Consider the following 13,752-nt stretch of genomic DNA (forward strand, 5'->3'; position numbering starts at 1 on the left):
TTGCCCGCGCGGGGCGAAAAAATGTCTGGGATAAGGTGAGTTGCGGGCGAGTTTTTCGCGATGCGCCACAATTTGGACGCCTTCTCTTAATGCGGATTTTCTCAGAATTGTCGCAATGCACGCTTCATGCTTCGCCGTCGAGAGCGCCTAGGACCTCGCGTACGAAACCGCGAATGCGCCTACGCTCGCAGGAGCATCACATGCGTTATGCAGTCTTCATTGCCGCCGCGCTTATGCTGGTTCAGCCGGCGCATGCAGGGAAGACACCGGAGGCCGATCCGCGCGCCTCGCTCGGCGTCGTCCAGCAATGGATCTATAACTACCGGGCCAAGCCGGACTATGCCCATGTCCCGGCAGCCGTGCGCGTGCTGTTTCATTCGCAGACGTTCAAGGAGCCGGAGAATGCCGGAATCTATCTCGGCTTTATCGCGGGTGCGATCGGCTCGAACCCAGCCAAGGCCGAGCAGCTCATTGCCAGTTTCTTTCCCGTCCGCCCCGAAGACGAGTGGGTGGTCGTCCGCGCCATCGCCTATTCGGGGCTGCCCGACTGGAGAAACGTTCTGCGCCGGGTCGCGCCACGAATGCCGGGCCGGCGGGTCATGATCGACAATTACCTGGCGGGCAAACTGCCGACCTTGACCGACATCCCGCTGGAGGAGGTGAAGCCCGGCGTGATGGACAAGCTGCGCGGGGCATTCACCAAGAATCCCTTCGCCAAGGAGGAGCGCAAGCTGAACACGACGCTCACATTTGCGAACAACCAGGATTTGCTGGATACGCTGTGGGGCTACTATTTTGCGACCGGCTCGCATGCATCCGTTCAGCGCATCATCCAGATGCTGCCGTGGAGCAAGAGCCGCGAGACGATCGACAAGCTGACGGTTGGAAGCATGGCGCGCTATACGCTGGCAAGCTACGCGATCCGCGATGCCAGTTTGCGCGAATATCTCCGCAGCGAACTTGCCAGACAACCGGCGGCGGTCAAGGTGCCGCTCGCCGAAGTGGTCGAGGCGGCGGACACGGTGCAGATCGCAGCTCTCCGCAAGGATGCGCTGGCCGCCGTGGATGAACTCAAGACCAAGGGCTCCGATAGCCGCCGCGACCTCAGCTTCTGGGGCCAGGTCGGCGTCGGCGCGGTCGCGCTCGGTTGTGTCTCTGCGGCTGCGCTGGGACAGGTCGCGGTCGGCATTCCCTGCGTGATCGGCGGCTCGGCCTCGCAGGGATTGTTGTCATTCTGGGAAAAGCAGCAGTAATCCAGGACCAGTTGCCGCAGCTCATTCCAGCCCGGCGCGGCGAAAGCCTTCGAGATAATGCTCGCGATCGGCGTCGTGCTTCCAGGGTAACTGCGTCGCGATCCAGGCGAGCGAAATATTGGGCTGGGTCCGGCGCAACTCCTGAAGCGCGGTCCGGGCGAGCTCGATCTGGCCGGTCATGCCGGCGGCGACCGTCAGCACCCGATAGGCGCCGGTGAGGTCGCCGCGCTGACGGGTGGCCTCGCGCGCCAGCGCAATCGCTTCCTGATAATTCCTTCCGACGAACTGGGCGTAGGCCGCAACGCCGTAGTAGATCGCCGAAGAGGGATCGCGCGGGCTCTGGCGGATGGCGCGTTGCGTCGCCGCATAGGCATCCGTCCACCGCCCACTATAGGACAGCGCCAGGGCGTAGTATCCCTGCGCCAGGGAGAAATTCGGGTTGAGCTGAAGCGCCAGTTCGAACTCGGCCAGCGAATGGTCGAGCCGGCGTGTAGAGAAATACACGCTGCCAAGAGCCGTATGTGCCCAGGCATCCTCGCTATCGGCGGCAATCGCCGCCAATGCTGCTTGCTCGGCGATGGGCGCCGCGGTGGCAAGGTCAGTCCAGCCCAGATGCACGCCGAACATATGATTGGTTGCGAACAGGGCCAACGCCTGGCCGTAATTCGGATCGATCGCAATCGCGCGTTCCAGCAGCGCCTGCGCGGCGAGGCTGTCGGGCCGCGTCACCCGCCAGTGATGCGACAGCGCCCGCATCACCAGATCCCACGCGTCCACGCTGCTCGGCGGCTTGCGCCGGCTGCGAAAGTTCTCAGCCGCGTAAATCTGTGGCTCGATCGCGGTAACGATGGCGTCGGTGATCTCGTCCTGCACGGCGAAGACGTCGGTCAGCTCGCGGTCATAGTGCTCAGCCCAGATGTGGCTGCCGGTCGCGGTGTCATTGAGCTGCGCAGTGATGCGTACGCGATCGCCGCTTCTTCTCACACTGCCTTCGACCACGTAGCGCACCCCGAGCTCGGCCGCGACCTGCCTCATGTGTACCGCCTTGCCTTTGTAGGTAAACGACGAGTTGCGCGCGATCACGAAGAACCAGCGCAATTTCGACAGCGCAGTGATGATGTCTTCGCTTATTCCGTCGGAAAAATACTCCTGCTTGCGGTCGCCGCTCATGTTGTTGAATGGCAGTACGGCTATCGCCGGCCGGTCGGGCAGCGTCAGTCCCGGACGCAGATGTTCTGCTTCTACCCGCGAAGCGGCCTGTGCATCGCATGGCCCATTCACGGTGCCGACGAAGCGCATCCCCTTGCGCGGAATGGTGCGAATGAGCCGCTGTTCCTTGCCGTTGTCGCCGATCGCGTTTCGGGCGGCGTTGATCCGGCTGTCCAGCGTCGAGTCCGAGACGATCCGTCCTCTCCACACCAGCGCAATGAGATCATCCCGGCTGACGACACGCTCGCGGTGTTTCAACAGGTGAACCAGCAAGTCGAATACTTGCGGCTGCATCGCCACCAGTTCGCCGCCACGGCGCAGCTCGCGACGATCGGTATCCAGGATGTGATTGTCGAAGTTGAATTTCACGTGCGCTGCCGCACCTTTCTCAAGAAACAATCAAGTCCGTCTCATGAAGAGATCAAGCGTCAGGCAAAGCCCTGGCGCCGTTCTCGGTGCATCCTGCCGAAATCGGGAGTTGTATTCCCATTTCCCGTAGCGGAGCCAATTTCATGACGGAAGCCCAAGCCATCAACCCGGCGATGCCGGGCAATCGAGTGCTAAGATTCACTGCATTTCTGTTCGGCGGTGTGGCCTATCTCACATTTCTGTTCACGATTCTGTACGCCATCGGGTTCGTATCGGGGCTCGTCGTGCCGAAGGCGATCGATACCGGCGCGAATTCGGGGATATTCGAGGCAATTATCGTCAATCTCGCACTGATGTCGTTATTTGCCGTCCAACATAGCGTCATGGCGCGTCAGTCGTTTAAACACTGGTGGACGCAGTTTATTCCGAAGTCTGTCGAGCGCAGCACCTATGTGCTGTGTGCAAGTCTGACGCTTCTGCTGCTGTTCTGGCAATGGCGTCCGATGCCGGCTGTCATCTGGAGCATCCAAGGGCCTGAAATGGCCATGGTGATTGCGACACTGTCGTTCGTTGGTTGGGTGATCGTGTTCACAAGCACCTTCCTGATCAATCATTTTGAACTGTTCGGATTGCATCAGGTCGCCAACAATCTGGTAGGCCGCGAGATGCCGCCGCCAGTTTTCCGGACGCCGTTCTTCTACCGTTTTGTCCGGCACCCGATCTATCTCGGTTTCATCATCGCCTTCTGGGCGGCCCCGACGATGAGCGCCGGCCATCTGCTGTTCGCGGCGGTGACGACGGCCTACATCTTCGTTGGCATAATGCTCGAAGAGCGCGACCTCGTCGGCATGTTCGGCGACGAATATCGCCGTTATCGGGAGCGCGTTTCCATGCTATTCCCCTGGCACAAGCGGGCCTGACCATTTCCCAATTGGCTGGAGGAGGCGGAGAAATGATGAAGCATACTGGAAGCTGTTTTTGCGGTGTGGTCGAAATCCAGGTCACGGGTGCGCCGGAAGGAATGGGTTATTGCCATTGCCGTTCCTGCCGTTCGTGGTCCGGGGGACCGGTGAATGCGTTCACCCTGTGGAAACCGGAGGCAGTACGGATCACGGCGGGAGCGCAACACGTTGCGACGTTCGAGAAGACGCCGATGAGTCAGCGCAAGTACTGCGCGGAGTGCGGCGGTCATTTGATGACCAATCATCCGACGCTCGGGTTGGTCGATGTCTTTGCCGCGACCCTTCCGACGTTCCCCTTCACGCCCGGCGTGCACGTCAATTACGCCGAGACAGTGCTGCCGATGCGGGATGGGCTGCCCAAACTGAAGGATTTTCCAGCCGAGCTTGGCGGCTCCGGTGAAGTGATCGCCGAGTAGGAACACGGCCTTCCGCAGAAGTGACGACGCAGCGAAGGTTGTTCGCGGCGTCTCCTCATCGATTGGACGCTGCTCGTGTCCCGGATCAGACCGGGAGGCGGGCGGCGTCTTTTTGCGGGCCGTCACGGTCGAGTCCGGATCTGCACCTTGGATGCAAGGGCAATGTTGCGGCTCCACGTGCCGTCTTAAGCTATGTCAGCGGCAGGTCCCGCCCTGCAAAATCGGGGTTTGGGTTACCCGTCTGGTTCCGGTAAGAAAGCCTTGAAGTCGCGGCGAAACCCTTTGTTTCGCCAGGCAAAATAAACGAGGAAATGCCGGAGATGACTGCCAGACCGCAATTGCCGGAGCGAACGCCGCGCGCAAAAGGCGAACCGACTGCGTTGGATGGTCTGCTGGTCGTCGACTTCACCAGGGTCGTTGCCGGCCCGGCCTGCACGCAAACGCTGGCCGATTTCGGCGCCGTGGTGATCAAGGTCGAAAACCCCGACGGGGGCGACGATACCCGCCATTACGAACATGCGGAAATCGGCGGTGAGAGCGCGGCGTTCCTCAGCCTCAATCGCAACAAGCGCGGCATCGCGCTCGATTTCAACAACCCTGCGGCGCTCGAAGTCGCGCGCGAACTGATCGCGAAGGCGGATGTCGTCGTGGAGAATTTCTCCGGCGGCGTGATGAAGAAGTTCGGCCTCGACTATGCTTCCGTCGCGCCGACCAATCCGAAGTTGATTTATTGCTCGATCTCGGCCTATGGCCGCAAGGGCGAGTTCGCCTTGCGTCCGGGCTTCGATCCGATTACGCAGGCCGAAAGCGGCTTCATGTCGCTGAACGGTTTTCCCGATGGGGAGCCGGTGCGGACCGGTCCGCCGATCGTCGACATGGCGACGGGTATGTCGGCATGCAACGCGATCCTGCTGGCGTTGATCGCCCGCGACCGGCTCGGCCGCGGCCAGCAGGTCGAGGTCGCGCTGATCGACACCGCCGTGGCGATGACCGGTTTCTACGGCATGGCCTATCTGATCAGCGGTGCGAATCCGGGCCGCTTCGGAAATTCGCCGAACGGTTCACCCACCGTCGGCGTCTATCAGGCATCCGATGGGCCGCTTTACATGGCCTGCGCCAACGATCGCCTGTACCGCCGGCTCGTGGTGGACGTGCTCGATCGGCCGGATCTCGTCACCGATCCCGAGTTCGCGCATCGGAAGAACCGAACCGCCAACAGGGAAAAGTTGCGCGCCATCATCGCTGGTGTCTTTGCCAGCGACAGTCTTGAGAACTGGATGGCGAAGATGAAGAAGGCCAACATACCGGTCGGCTATCTGCGCACCGTAGAGGAAGGCTTCAACGCGCCGGAAGTGCGTGACCGCCATCGTCTCAGCCGGATTGCGCATCCAACTGCGGGTGCCGTTCCCAATATTGAAACGCCGCTGCAGATGAGCCTGACGCCGACCGTCGACCCCGTGGCGGCGCCGCTGCTCGGCGAGCATACCAGGGAAGTACTCCGAGAGACTCTCGGCTATGATGAGCGACGTATCGCGGCTCTGGCCGAGGCGGGGGCTTTCGGGAAGGCGGGCAATACGGCCTGAGCGATGCTGTCAGGTTTGAAGACCTGCCGCGAGGGGCCATGAAGTCTCCGTGCGTTTGTCCCGAAAATTCACTGAACCTTGACGTATTCGGCCACAATCGAGGCGGATGCTGGCGTCATGAAAACGCTGGTCGCCATTTCGCTTCTTGCGCTGCTCACGATTTCTGGAGCGGCCTATACCGACCAACTCTTCATGGGCGATCAGGAAACGACGCGAGGGGTGGATTGAATTCGCCCCGGAGGCGTGTTGGCGGCTTCGGCACAAAACTGGCATCATGGAGTGGCGTTCAAGCGGAGACGAGGGAGTAGCTCGTGCTTCTACCGCCGCCTTCGCCCTTGGCGAGGATGCCATGGTCAACGAGATCCTGAATGTCGCGCAAGGCGGTATCGGGCGAGCACTTCTCGATTGCTGCCCATTTGCTCGAGGTCAGTTTTCCCTCGAAGCCGTCCAGCAGACGATTGAGCATATCGCGCTGCCGATCGTTGAACCTGGCAGCGGCATGCCGCTTCCAGAATTCCGTCTTTTCGAGCACGGCTGCGAGAATGGTACTAGCTCCACTGAAGGCGCGGTCGAGACAGTCCAAGAACCACTCAAGCCACGACGTGACGTTGAGGTCGCCCTTCTGGGTACTCTCCAGCATGTCGTAGTAGGTTTTCCGTTCTGCACGTATTTGGGCGGACATGCTGTAGAAGCGTTGCGGGATTCCTTCGGAACGGGCAAGCGACATGTCGGCGATGGCGCGCGCAATCCGTCCGTTGCCATCCTCGAAAGGGTGGATGGTCACGAACCAAAGATGTGCGATCGCGGCCTTGATGATCGGATCGATGTTTTCTTCCGTGTTGTACCAATTGAGAAACGCAGTCATTTCGGCCTCAAGCTTTTCCGCCGTCGGTGCCTCGTAATGCACGCGTTCGCGTCCGTAGTCGCCGGAGACGACCTGCATCGGTCCTGCCGACGCGTCGCGCCAGGCTCCCACAGTGATCTTCTTCATGTTGCTGCGGCTCGTCGGGAAAAGCGACGCATGCCAGCCGAAGAGTCTCTCCGCCGTAAGCTCGGCTTGGAATTTCTGAGTGGCGTCGAGCATCATCTCGACAATGCCTTCGACATTGCGATCTGCCGACGGCAAAGCGCCCGCATCCATGCCAAGGCGACGCGCGAGCGATGAGCGCACCGCGTTCTTGTCGAGTTTTTCTCCCTCGATGTCGCTGGACTTGAGGGCTTCTTCGGTCAGGGTGGTCAGCACAGCTTCTTCCTGCTGGGGGAAGCCCAGTCCCTGCATCCGGCCAATAAGCTGCCCCTGCCGCAGCCGAACCGCGGCAAGCTGCTTTGCCAGGGTGGTCGAATCCCAGGAAAAGTGAGGCCAATCAGGTAGTTGGTGGATATACTTTTGCATTCTCCGCGTCCTTTGCGGAGAATATGACCGCTATTCTCCGCATCCGCAAGGGTTATTTTTCGCAAATTGTGCGGAGAATGGAGCGACGATTCCCCGCATCGGGCCGAAAATCCCAGCATCGGACGATGAATTGAGCCCAGGGTTAGCGAGAGCGGTTTGTTCGTCAGCTCGCCGTGCGGGACCTTCTGTGACCCAATTCGACCGCGTAACCCAAACGTTCTTGAGAGGAATCATCCGTTGGTTGCTTTTGATGAAAGGACCGTCGGTTCAGGCGGGACGTTGTAACGGTCGTGCGGGCCGTTCGTTCGCACGCGCAGCGCAATCGAAGCAGACTAGACGATTTGAGATCCAGTTTGATCATTCCCGTATTCACCAGTGTGCCGGCCGTGATGGCGGGCTTCTGGTTGCTTTCCTGATTTCGGGGGCGGGAAACTCTCACTCCATCCCGATGCCTCTCGCGAATGAATAACATCCCTGCATTTGCACGGCGCCTAACCCGTTCAAAGCGGTAGCTTTTCCCGTTTGTCTCCGGCTAATGTGCCGCCAAAACGGGAGAGAAGCAGCATGAATGACGGGACCCCCTTGCAGCCGGCGAGGAATGTCGAACTCGGCGCCAGCGGTGAAGAATTCCAAAATCTCCACGAATTCGTCCGAAAAGCCCGCTCCCGACTCAACCAGAACGCATGGGATTACATCGTCGGCGCCTCCGAGACGGAGACCACCATGCGCCGCAACCGCATGGCGCTCGACGAGATTGCTTTCCGGCCCCGGGTGCTGCGCAATGTCGCGGAGGTCAACGCCTCGACCAAGGTATTCGGCCGCCGCCTGCGTTTGCCTGTCATGATCGCGCCGGTCGGCGCGCTTGAGATTTTCGATCCCGATTCAGGCGCCGCCGTCGCGCGCGGAGCGGGGCAGTTCGGCGCCGCTCACATGTTGAGTTCGGTGTCCGAGCCGGGGCTTGAGGCGACGGCCAAGGCCGCGCCCGCCGCGTTGCGCATTTACCAGCTCTATGTCCGAGGCGACGACGCCTTTGTCGAAGACGTTGTCAGCCGCACCATCGACAACGGTTATGCCGCGTTTTGCCTGACCGTCGACACGGCGCATTACAGCCGGCGCGAGCGCGATATCGCCAAGCGGTATGTCCGCGAAAGCCGTATCCGGGCCACCGGCGGCGACTTCCAGAAGGGGCTGGAATGGCGCACGGTGAAGCTGATCAAGGACAAGTATAAAATTCCGCTGGTGATCAAGGGTATCGCCACCGCGGAAGACGCAGCCATCGCGCTCGATCATGGCGTGGATTGGATCTATGTGTCGAACCACGGCGGCCGCCAGCTAGACCATGGACGCGGCGCGATGCACGTCTTGCCGGAAATCGTCGACGCGGTTGCCGGCCGCGCCAAGATCATGGTCGACGGCTCGTTCTGCCGTGGCACCGACATCGTGAAGGCGATCGCTTCCGGCGCCGACCTGGTCGGCATCGGCCGTCTGCAATGCTGGGCGCTCGCTGCTGCAGGCGAGGCCGGCGTCGTGCGGATGCTTGAATTGCTGGAAGACGAAATGATCCGCTGTCTCGGGCTGCTCGGTGTCACCAGCCTTACCGAACTCGACAAGTCCTATCTGCATCCGGCAACACCGACCAATCCGCCAAGTGTGTTCAGCGCCTTTCCGTTGCTGGATATCGAGCCCTATCGCTACTGAGGATCAAGGCTGCGGCACTGTCCGGCGTGCGGACCTCACCGGGCAGGTTGCCTTCGCATCGTCGGGAACCCGGTGTCGATTGCCGCATTATCAGGCGCAGCCAAGGCTTTGCAGCAACAGACCCGATCCACCTGATCCAATGGTCGAGCGCGAATGGCGGACAATCCTTTCGCTGAATTCAGCCTCGAGAAGGCTATCGCTCTCCGCTGGACATTGCGGGACATTCAGGCTCGCCGACTGAAAATGTCGCCGGTCAGCGATGAAGATTTGCGAACGTTGACAGACCTCGGCCTGATCGAAGTGCGCGACGAAGGGCTCGTGCTGACGCCGGCTGGAATCTCCGCAGTCAATGGCGCGTGATCAGCGCGCCTTCAGGAAGCTCTCTCCGGAGTCGCAAGGCGTGCAGCGATAGGTCAGCACGTCGTAATTCTGATCGCGTGGCTCGACCATGGCCAGCCGCATCTGCGTGCCGCATTTCATGCAAGGCATTTCTATGCTCGTTTGAAACCGCGTGCAGGTTGGCGTCGGCCGAAATGTTTGCAGCATCGTATCCCCTTGTCCCGAGAGAGACTTAAAACCAGAGACGCAACGCCACCGACGATCGATCCCTAACCCGAATCACTATGCCACACTGTTGCCACCATTGGAATCGGCGCCGCATCCGTACGGCTACGGACTGCGAGGGAAGGAAATCATTCCTTAGGATGGCGCTAGGCCCGGATGCCGGCCGCCACCGACCACGCTGGGGCCAATACAACGGAGACGCGGCCGGGAATTATGCTAACCTTGCCAAAGTCGACTTGGGAGAAGCGACCATGACTGAACCGAAACTAGAAGTCCCGGCCGAGCTGCGCGACCTGGCAGAGAAAACCATCGATCAGGCAGAAAAAGCGTTCGGCATGTTCTTCGATGCCGCCGGCAAGTCCATGACGGCGATGCCCGGCGCGAGCACGGAAATTTCCAAGCAGGCGCTCTCGTTTACCGAGCAGAATATGAAGGCTGCGTTCGAGCATGCCCGAAAGCTGGTCCATGCGACCGACCTTCAGGAGGCGATGCGGATCCAGTCTGAATTCCTGCGCAGCCAGTTCACCAATGCAGGGGAACATATGCGACAGATCACCGGCGGCGTCATATCGGCCGCAAAGGATTCGACGAAAGGCAAGATCTGAGAAACGCCCTAGCGGCGGCGTCCGACCGCGACACCGAACAGAAAGGCGATGAACAGGCTGGCGAGCGGCGCTTCGCGCGTAATCGCGCTAATGGTCGAGAGCGGCATTCCCGGTTTCCGTGCCTCTGTAATCGCATCGCTGAGGCGGCCGACCGCTGCCTGCAGCGCGGCGGATACTTCCGTCAGCGTGCGCGAAACATCGGTCGCAGTGTCGATGGCGCGTTCTGCCATGCCAGGCTGCGATGGATCTGAGGTTTCGGTTTTCACGTTCTGCAACTCACTGGTCACTCGGCCATTGGCCGAGCGACGACTGACATCCTGACAATACCTGGCTAAGGTATTTGTTCCCGGCAGTTGTCGCGCGTTGGCAGATAAGGAACCTTAATGATCGCTCGGATTTAATCTCGTCAGAGGAAATCAACGCGGATTTTCAGATGGCGAAGGAATTGACGGAAGATCGTCTGAGTCGACATGGTGGCGCGCCGCTGAGGGTTGCGATAGCGGTGGCGGTTCTGGGCGTACTCGGCATGCTGATCGTCGACCATGGGCCATGGAACAAGCCGAAGCAGCAGCCGGCCTTTATGGCGAGTTACAGCTCGACCGGCGAAGCTGCCCGCGCAGCCGGCGCGCAGATCCTGCCGACCGAACCGAAGTTGCAGGTGGAGCCTAATCCGCCCGTGCCAAGACCGGTTCACCCGGTGAACCCGGCGCCCAAGTAAAGCGTCCAAATAAAGCGCGCGGTTTGACACGCCGGGCAAATCACCGGCACAACGGTATCATCACCGAAATTCGCTGGCTCCGGACGAGTGCGTCAGCGCACGCTGACGAATGCGCCCCAGCACGCAGCCAACACTGCAGCTACCAGCACGAGTAGCGGATTGTCGCAGAACGGGCTGCCATATTGGCACATCGCGACGCCCAGCGAGCCGATCTCGTGACGGCTCGCCGCATAGAACAAGCCCGACAGAATCGTGAGCACGGCAGCAACGAAAAACATCGGACAGCCTCCTTGCGCTCTGTTGGGCCGCAGGTTGCGCCGTCCACGGCCGAACGATTTCGTTTCGATGCCGTTGTGCTGAATCTGGTTTGCTTTGGCCGCTTGACGCGTCGGGCAAATCAGGGGCACATTGGCATCATCGCCGATATCGTAGATGCCCGCGCCGGAAACGGCGGCGGGCTTCTTCATTTCACAAGACAATCGGCTAAGGCCGTTTCAATTTACCGAAACCGTTTCGTCGAATTTTCCGAAATTTGTTGAGAGCCGGCCATCGGAGTGCAGTGAAGGCTGCGAACCGGGGGAGCCGGTCGCGTGCAGCGCGAGCCTTTGGCGCTGTTCTCCCATGCAATCACGGCTCGACATGCACGCGCAATTAGACGCTCCGCTGCGAATGATGGCGCCCGGAGCATTGATTTTGTTGCCTTCTCAGTTCGAGCGCCACCATGCCGTTTCACACGGCGCCACTGCTGTGTCATCAAAATCAATGTGCAGACAAACATTTACGATCACAGGCGGTTAGCGCGACATCGTCGCTTTTATCTTGCCGTCTTGCCGTCTTGCCGTCTGGTGCGGGCGAAGCAATCCAGAGCTGCAGACAGACCAGGTCGCTTCGCTGCTTCCGACTCGCTCGTTGAGCTACTGCGGGACGAGGCACTTCGCAACGATATCAGGAGGTTGGCATGACCGGGTCTCTGATATGGGATCGCGCTCGTAATTGCCATTCGCTACGTGAACAAGTTGTGGACCTTGGACAAGGTTCTCGGCCTCGGCACAACCGATCCGCCCGTGGGCTTCGGGGCGATTACCTCGCATCTTGTGGTGCCGTGACATTCGCGGCACGCCGGGCCGACAAGATCATCGCGATGAAGAATGGCGCGCTCTACGTCCATCTGCTCGATATGGCCACACGAGGAGTAGTCACCAGTGCAAAGAAGTTATTGCATGGCAACGGTGGACACCCTTAGCGCTCAAGCAATGTCCGTGCTTCTTAAAGTTTGAGCACGCAATGCTCAAGCAATAGGCGAGGGGCTGTATATCCCTCGGCTGCGTTGAGCGGCGACGCGGCATTCGCCGTGCAACAGTCAAACTGACATGATGCACAAGTTTGACTGTTCCGATGAACTGCGATGGGATGAAGGCGCGCGTAAAATGCACGTTCAAACCAGGAGAGATCCGATGTGCGCGGGTGACGACAAGAGCTGTCCGGAATTCGAATTGCATCACCGCAAGTTCAGGGAAACGCTCGATCGGGAACGCCGGTCGTTCTTGAGGTCCAGCTTCGCCGCGGCCGGGGGCGCGGCGGCGATGACTGCGGGCGGTATTTCTCTCGTGACGCCGCAGATGGCGGCTGCCGCCGAGCGGAACCAACCAGCTAAGCGGTCCTATCACCATTTGCCGGCGAACGGCGACACCGTGCATTGGGGCTATTTCAGCAAGAAGTTGAAACCGCAGGTCGAGATCGATTCCGGCGACTTCATCACCATTGAGGCATTAACCCACCATGCCAACGACGACGCCGAGCGCATGGTGAAGGGCGATCCCGGCGCCGAAAGCGTGTTCCTGTGGACCAAGGAGAAGAAGGGCGTAAACCGACGCGGCGCAGGACCGATGGATGCCTCGCTGTTCGGGCGTGGCGCAGGCGAGGGCCTTGGCGTACACATCTGCACCGGCCCGGTCTACGTACGCGGCGCCCAGGAGGGTGACGTGATCGAGTTGCGCATTATCGACGTCACGCCCCGACCTTGCGCCAATCCGCAATATCCCGGAAAGGCTTTCGGCAGCAACGCGGCCGCATGGTGGGGCTTTCACTACAAGGACCTGCTCACCGAGCCAAAGCCGCGCGAAGTGGTCACGATCTACGAAGTCGACGCCACCGGCGAGCGCAACTGGGCGAAAGCCGTGTATAATTTCCGATGGACTCCGCAGACGGACCCCTCCGGCGTAGTTCACAAAACCATCGACTATCCTGGCGTTCCAGTCGATCACTCTACGATCAAGGAAAACCATGGCATCTTGAAGAATGTGCGCATTCCGATACGCCCACATTTCGGCGTGATAGGCTTGGCGCCCAAGGAGGCTGATATCGTCGACTCGATTCCGCCGAGCTATACCGGCGGCAACATCGATAATTGGCGGATAGGAAAGGGCGCCACGATGTATTATCCGGTTGCTGTCGATGGTGGCCTGTTATCGGTTGGCGATTCGCATGCTTCTCAGGGAGATTCCGAGCTGTGCGGTACGGCAATCGAATGCTCGCTGAACGGCACTTTCCAGATCATCCTGCACAAGAAAAACGATCTCGTCGGTACGGCTCTCGAAGCTCTAGACTACCCGATGCTGGAAACCAAGGACGAGTGGCTGGTGCACGGCTTCAGCTTCGCCAACTATCTCACCGAATTAGGGGACAAGGCACAGTCGGACATTTACTCGAAATCATCGGTCGACCTGGCTTTGCGCGATGCGTTCCGGAAGATGCGCAAATTTTTGATGACAACCAAAAAGCTGACCGAGGATGAGGCGATCTCTTTGATTACGATTGGCGTCGACTTCGGCATCACCCAAGTGGTGGATGGAAATTGGGGCGTTCACGCGGTTATCAAGAAGGATATCTTCGCCGGCGGCGAGGCCTGATCCTTAACACCGATGCGGTCGGCTCTCGCAGAAGCTGGCCGCGTCGCGCTGCATTTCGGGTCAACCGCGCTGA

14 protein-coding genes are annotated in these 13,752 nt (G+C 60.0%); 9 read left to right on the top strand and 5 right to left on the bottom strand.

Annotated elements, in window-relative coordinates:
• Positions 1–233 precede the first annotated feature (233 nt).
• Positions 234–1,253: a hypothetical protein gene (locus tag GWE18_RS08370; RefSeq protein ID WP_342804244.1), complete on the top strand. Its 1,020-nt coding sequence runs from the start codon at positions 234–236 to the stop codon at positions 1,251–1,253.
• Between the two features lie 21 nt (positions 1,254–1,274).
• On the opposite strand, the gene GWE18_RS08375 is transcribed toward GWE18_RS08370, so the two are convergent.
• A complete protein-coding gene (locus GWE18_RS08375; protein WP_275185298.1) occupies positions 1,275–2,831 on the bottom strand; it encodes a winged helix-turn-helix domain-containing tetratricopeptide repeat protein in 1,557 nt (518 codons plus the stop codon).
• A gap of 143 nt (positions 2,832–2,974) precedes the next feature.
• Here GWE18_RS08375 and mddA point away from each other — a divergent pair, with 143 nt between their 5' ends.
• The 3 genes from mddA (at position 2,975) to GWE18_RS08390 (ending at position 5,792) form a co-directional block, all read left to right on the top strand.
• The gene (gene mddA / locus GWE18_RS08380) at positions 2,975–3,751 is read left to right on the top strand and encodes a methanethiol S-methyltransferase (RefSeq protein ID WP_275185299.1); all 777 of its coding nucleotides are present in this window, start codon (positions 2,975–2,977) and stop codon (positions 3,749–3,751) included.
• A 35-nt stretch (positions 3,752–3,786) separates the two neighbouring features.
• On the top strand, positions 3,787–4,209 hold the full coding sequence (locus GWE18_RS08385; RefSeq protein WP_275185586.1) for a GFA family protein: 423 nt from the start codon (positions 3,787–3,789) through the stop codon (positions 4,207–4,209).
• 320 nt (positions 4,210–4,529) lie between these two features.
• A complete protein-coding gene (locus GWE18_RS08390) occupies positions 4,530–5,792 on the top strand; it encodes a CoA transferase (protein WP_275185300.1) in 1,263 nt (420 codons plus the stop codon).
• 286 nt (positions 5,793–6,078) lie between these two features.
• Here the strand turns inward: GWE18_RS08390 and GWE18_RS08395 are convergent, their stop codons facing one another.
• Entirely contained in the window at positions 6,079–7,185 is a 1,107-nt protein-coding gene (locus GWE18_RS08395) for a Fic family protein (RefSeq protein WP_275185301.1), read from the bottom strand.
• A 564-nt stretch (positions 7,186–7,749) separates the two neighbouring features.
• On the opposite strand from GWE18_RS08395, the gene GWE18_RS08400 reads away from it, so the two are divergent.
• On the top strand, positions 7,750–8,883 hold the full coding sequence (locus GWE18_RS08400; RefSeq protein ID WP_275185302.1) for an alpha-hydroxy acid oxidase: 1,134 nt from the start codon (positions 7,750–7,752) through the stop codon (positions 8,881–8,883).
• A gap of 153 nt (positions 8,884–9,036) precedes the next feature.
• Entirely contained in the window at positions 9,037–9,243 is a 207-nt protein-coding gene (locus tag GWE18_RS08405) for a hypothetical protein (RefSeq protein ID WP_275185303.1), read from the top strand.
• On the opposite strand, the gene GWE18_RS08410 is transcribed toward GWE18_RS08405, so the two are convergent.
• Positions 9,244–9,372 (bottom strand): hypothetical protein, encoded by a 129-nt coding sequence (locus GWE18_RS08410; protein WP_275185304.1) that lies wholly within the window; start codon positions 9,370–9,372, stop codon positions 9,244–9,246.
• A 326-nt stretch (positions 9,373–9,698) separates the two neighbouring features.
• Here GWE18_RS08410 and GWE18_RS08415 point away from each other — a divergent pair, with 326 nt between their 5' ends.
• Entirely contained in the window at positions 9,699–10,052 is a 354-nt protein-coding gene (locus GWE18_RS08415; protein ID WP_275185587.1) for a phasin, read from the top strand.
• A gap of 8 nt (positions 10,053–10,060) precedes the next feature.
• On the opposite strand, the gene GWE18_RS08420 is transcribed toward GWE18_RS08415, so the two are convergent.
• Positions 10,061–10,282 carry a hypothetical protein gene (locus GWE18_RS08420; RefSeq protein WP_275185305.1) on the bottom strand — a complete coding sequence of 74 codons (222 nt, stop codon included), beginning with the start codon at positions 10,280–10,282 and terminating at the stop codon, positions 10,061–10,063.
• Between the two features lie 110 nt (positions 10,283–10,392).
• Between GWE18_RS08420 and GWE18_RS08425 the strand changes: the two genes are divergently transcribed.
• Positions 10,393–10,770 carry a hypothetical protein gene (locus GWE18_RS08425; protein WP_342804237.1) on the top strand — a complete coding sequence of 126 codons (378 nt, stop codon included), beginning with the start codon at positions 10,393–10,395 and terminating at the stop codon, positions 10,768–10,770.
• A 92-nt stretch (positions 10,771–10,862) separates the two neighbouring features.
• On the opposite strand, the gene GWE18_RS42245 is transcribed toward GWE18_RS08425, so the two are convergent.
• The gene (locus tag GWE18_RS42245) at positions 10,863–11,237 is read right to left on the bottom strand and encodes a hypothetical protein (RefSeq protein ID WP_342804238.1); all 375 of its coding nucleotides are present in this window, start codon (positions 11,235–11,237) and stop codon (positions 10,863–10,865) included.
• A 987-nt stretch (positions 11,238–12,224) separates the two neighbouring features.
• Between GWE18_RS42245 and GWE18_RS08435 the strand changes: the two genes are divergently transcribed.
• Entirely contained in the window at positions 12,225–13,679 is a 1,455-nt protein-coding gene (locus GWE18_RS08435) for an acetamidase/formamidase family protein (protein WP_275185306.1), read from the top strand.
• The last annotated feature ends 73 nt before the right edge of the window (positions 13,680–13,752 follow it).

This window comes from Bradyrhizobium sp. CSA112, assembly GCF_029051645.1.
GTDB lineage: Bacteria > Pseudomonadota > Alphaproteobacteria > Rhizobiales > Xanthobacteraceae > Bradyrhizobium.